This window comes from Mycobacterium sp. (genome assembly GCF_035314665.1).
Classification (GTDB): domain Bacteria; phylum Actinomycetota; class Actinomycetes; order Mycobacteriales; family Mycobacteriaceae; genus Mycobacterium.
Map to the genome: position 1 here is coordinate 1 of NZ_DATFZD010000379.1, position 4074 is coordinate 4074.

The following is a 4074-nucleotide window of genomic DNA, read 5'->3' on the forward strand; positions in this document are numbered from 1 at the left end:
GTCACCCCGTCGATCTGCTCACACCCTTTAGTTTTAGTGCAGAGACACAGTCCCGAAAGGCGGACCGTCCGTTGGAGGATCCTAGCGGTGGTGGCATCGGCTATGCGGTAGGTGCATGACCGATGGTGTCAGGGCTCACGTCGTCCGAGTGCGGCGCTGGTTTCGCCAGCAGGTACGAAGAAGTAGCTCACCCGCAATGTCCGATCGGTGAATGCCTCGGGGTCCGAAGGATCTTCGCCGTGTATGAGCCAACATTTGAGCATCGCCACGATGCCGCCTCCGAGGTGAACGGCGATGTCGGTGAACATTTCTGGGTCCAGTCGTCGCCGTAGAGGGGGTCGAGGCGTTCCCGGTGCACGGCAGTAGCAAGTTCGCCAGCCCGATGTCGAGTGTGAACGAGCTCGAGCAGGTGTTCGCTACCGCCGGCGGGCCGCTGAAGGTGCTGCAGATGAACAACGGCCCAGAGTTGGTTTCTCAAGCGCTGCAACGGTTCTGCACCGGCCGGATCGGGGTCCCAGCACGCGCTTTCCGTCGTGCATGAACGCGACGGTCTGCTTGTCAACGCGGTGGCAGCAAGTCTCGGACGGCCTACTCCTGAGCCGGGGCTGAATGAGCGTGACGGAATTGCGTTTGCACCATTAGCAGGGGTCGCCATCAGGCGTGTAATACGGCACACCCTCTACCGAGTAGCACGGCTCCTCGCCCGCCCAGTACGGCGCGGCGGCGCCCGCGATGGCCACGGCCCCCACATCACCCGCTATGTCGGTGCAGCCACCCGCCGCGACATGGCGTCCGTGTGCGCCGGCGCACACATCGGCGTGCGCTACCGGTGCTATGGCCACCGGCGCTACCGCCATCGCCATCGCTGTCAACAGCGCTGCTGCCAGCTTCTTCATCTCATACTCCTTTTGCTAGCCCGGCCCACAGGGCAGTTGCGCAGGTATCAGTTCCCGACGCACACGCCCGCCGTGACGCGTCCACGCCTGCCGGTGGTGGTAAAGCACCCGGTGACCTTGGGCCCGCCCGTATAGGGCTGGCACCAACGCACGTCGGTGTTGTAGTACCAGCCGATACCGCAGCCATTGTCGGCTGGGGCCGGTGAAACGGTCATCAGTCCCATATCACCATCAATGACGCGAATGCGGCGACGAATACGGCGATCGTGGTCCAGCCATGGAGCGATTGCCTCATCGCAGACCTCCTTCTCCTGATCAACCCAGACTTCGCCTCCCGCGCGCTCCCTGCTAGAGCCGTTTGGCACCTACCGGGCACCAAGGCCGCCACCCCATCAAACTGGACGTTAAGTGATCGAACATCGCATACATCAACGGCTTCGTGGGTCGCGGATGTGTCCGCGTCCGTGGCGGTCAGCCGGTCATCGGCGGCCGGAGCGGACCGATCGGCGATAGTCGGCCGGACCGCTGCCGAACCAGCGCCGGCACGACCGTGTCAGGACGCTTTGTTCGGCATAGCCCAGTTCGCGGCTGAGGTGGGACAGACTCATCTGCGTGTCGCGAAGATACCTCTCTGCGGCTTCTTTGCGGACCTGGTCAACCAGGGCGGCGAAGGTCGTTTCCTCGTCGGCGAGCCTGCGCTGCAGCGCTTTTGGATGCAGGTTGAACTGAGCTGCGATCACCTCCAGCGTCGCTGCGCCGGTGGGCAACAGCTGCCGGACGATCAAACGGACCGACTGCGTCAGTCGGGTCTGGTGCTCGGTGATGCCGGCGAGGTACTCGACGATGGCGTGGTGTGCGACGTCGTCCCGTTGCAGGGGTCGGTGCAGGTCCACGGCGCGAACGGTGAAACCCGCCCGCCGCTCGGCGAAATACGGCCTGCAGCCGAAGTACCGGAGGTAATCCTCCACCGGGGCCAGCGGCTCATGCTGAAAGTGCACCGACAGCGGCGAATAGTCGGAGCCCAGAAGAAACCGCAACACCCGTAGCGTGACACCCAGGGACAATTCCATGCTCTGCGGACAGGGCGGTGCTCGGTCGAGGAGGATCTCAAATTCGATGAACGACCGCTGCGGATCATCTGCCTCCGCGATGCGGATCCCGATGGCAGGGCTGTACGCGGCCATGAACGTGCTGAAGATCGTGAATGCGTCGCCCACCGTGGCCGAGGTGCGGGCGGCCACACCGACCGGTCCGAGTATCTCGATGCCCTGCCGCTGAGCCAGCCGCCGACCGAAATCGGGCGTTGCGGTGGCCTCGGCGGCCGACTCGATCGCCTGCAGGACACCCCGAATCGGAATGAACACCTCGTAGGTGCCGACATCCTTGGGCCGGATGCCGGCCGCGCGCAGCAGGCCGACCGGGTCGCCGCCGAGCTCGGCGACCAGACGCGGGTAATTCGACAACGATGTTCCGCGCACGACGGACATGTCCTGAAAGGCTAATCGCGGCGGTGCGATGGGCAGAGGTTGATCTCGATCCTTTGAGCCACACAGGCTAGTCAACTCGCTTAGGCAGACCAGGCGGTGATGGTGACGAATCCTCGGCCGTCGGGACCTTCGTCCCTATTGATCTCATCGCAGTACGACAAGCATCGCCAGTGAGCGCCGATACAGGCGCTTGAGGTTGCCTACACAGGACGGAAATTTCGATGAGTGAACAGCGCGGGGTGGTCCTGGTGGCCGGCTATCAGGATCTCGACGCGGCCCGGCGGGATTTCGACGGACTGAACGCCCGCGTCAAGGACAAGAGCATCGCGCTGCGGGGCGCGGTCATGGTCGGCAAGGACGCCAACGGAAAGCCCACACTGATCGACACCGGCAACCACCTGGGCCGCCGCGGCGTCGCATGGGGTGCCGGGGTCGGACTCGCGGTCGGGCTGTTCTCGCCGGCCCTTCTGGCATCGGCGGCGGTCGGCGCCGCCGCCGGCGCGGTGGCCGGAACGTTCGCCGATCACCGGCTGAAGAGCGGTCTGGCCGACAAGATCGGACACGCGTTGGCCGAAGGCACGGCCGTGATCATTGCCGTGCTGCCGATCGAGAGCCGGCTGGCCGTCGAGCAGGTATTGGGTGGGTCGCCGATGAAATCGATCGTGGAGCTGGAGCGCTCGACCCTGAAAGGGCTCGAGACGTCGCTGGCTGAGGCGATGGGCAAATTCAACCCCGATCGCACGCGGCTGCCACTCCCGGATCGCACCTTCGGCGGCACCGTCGGGCGCACGCTCGACGAGTCGGTTGGCGACTGGACAATCGTCGCCGGGGCGAAGGCCCCCGACGACGCGCCGAATGTGCTGATCGTGCTGATCGACGATGCCGGGTTCGGTGGGCCGGAAACGTCCGGCGGTGCCATCCATACCCCGACCCTGAGTCGGGTTGCACAGAACGGTTTGACCTACAACCGCTTTCACGTCACCGCAGTGTGCTCGCCGACCCGCGCCGCGCTGCTGACCGGGCGTAACCACCATCGGGTGGGGTTTGGTTCGATCGCGGAATACCCTGGCCCGTTTCCCGGCTACACCGCAGCCAAGCCGCGCAGCTGCGCCGGATTGCCCCGGATTCTGCGCGACAACGGTTATGTCACCGGCGGGTTCGGCAAATGGCACCTGACACCGGACAACGTGCAGGGGGCAGCCGGCCCGTTCGATCACTGGCCGCAGGCCTGGGGATTCGACCATTTTTGGGGTTTTCTGTCCGGCGCAGCGGGCCAGTACGACCCGATCATCACCCAGGACAACGCCGTTGTGGGGGTACCCGAAGGCAAGGACGGAAAGACGTACTACTTCCCCGACGACCTGACGGACAAGGCGATGGAGTGGCTGCACGCCGTTCGTGCCCAAGACGGGCAGAAGCCGTGGATGATGTATTACTCCACCGGCTGCAGCCATGCCCCGCACCATGTGCCGAAGGAGTGGGCGGACAAGTACAAGGGCCAGTTCGACGACGGCTGGGACGTCTACCGCCAGAACACGCTGGAGCGCCAAAAGAAACTGGGGATTGTGCCCGGGGACACCGAATTGACCGACCGGCCGGAGCTTTTCCCCGCCTGGGACAGTTTGTCGGACACCCAGAAGAAGCTGTACATCCGCCAAATGGAGGTGTTCGCCGGCTTCTCGGAGAACGCC

6 protein-coding genes are annotated in these 4074 nt (G+C 64.7%); 2 read left to right on the top strand and 4 right to left on the bottom strand.

The genetic code is table 11. The features are described from left to right. Nucleotides 1-128: 128 nt before the first annotated feature. The gene (locus tag VKI00_RS27085; RefSeq protein ID WP_324443732.1) at nt 129-308 is read right to left on the bottom strand and encodes a hypothetical protein; all 180 of its coding nucleotides are present in this window, start codon (nt 306-308) and stop codon (nt 129-131) included. 44 nt (nt 309-352) lie between these two features. Between VKI00_RS27085 and VKI00_RS27090 the strand changes: the two genes are divergently transcribed. Next, the gene (locus tag VKI00_RS27090) at nt 353-541 is read left to right on the top strand and encodes a hypothetical protein (RefSeq protein WP_324443733.1); all 189 of its coding nucleotides are present in this window, start codon (nt 353-355) and stop codon (nt 539-541) included. 97 nt (nt 542-638) lie between these two features. Here VKI00_RS27090 and VKI00_RS27095 read toward each other — a convergent pair whose 3' ends face one another. From VKI00_RS27095 to VKI00_RS27105, 3 genes are all read right to left on the bottom strand, one after another. Then, the gene (locus VKI00_RS27095) at nt 639-896 is read right to left on the bottom strand and encodes a hypothetical protein (protein ID WP_324443734.1); all 258 of its coding nucleotides are present in this window, start codon (nt 894-896) and stop codon (nt 639-641) included. Nucleotides 897-943: 47 nt separating this feature from the next. Continuing rightward, the gene (locus VKI00_RS27100; protein WP_324443735.1) at nt 944-1111 is read right to left on the bottom strand and encodes a hypothetical protein; all 168 of its coding nucleotides are present in this window, start codon (nt 1109-1111) and stop codon (nt 944-946) included. A 264-nt stretch (nt 1112-1375) separates the two neighbouring features. After that, nucleotides 1376-2383: an AraC family transcriptional regulator gene (locus VKI00_RS27105; RefSeq protein ID WP_324443736.1), complete on the bottom strand. Its 1008-nt coding sequence runs from the start codon at nt 2381-2383 to the stop codon at nt 1376-1378. 221 nt (nt 2384-2604) lie between these two features. Between VKI00_RS27105 and VKI00_RS27110 the strand changes: the two genes are divergently transcribed. Further along, nucleotides 2605-4074: sulfatase-like hydrolase/transferase (locus tag VKI00_RS27110; protein ID WP_324443737.1), on the top strand; the 1470-nt coding region annotated here is incomplete at its 3' end.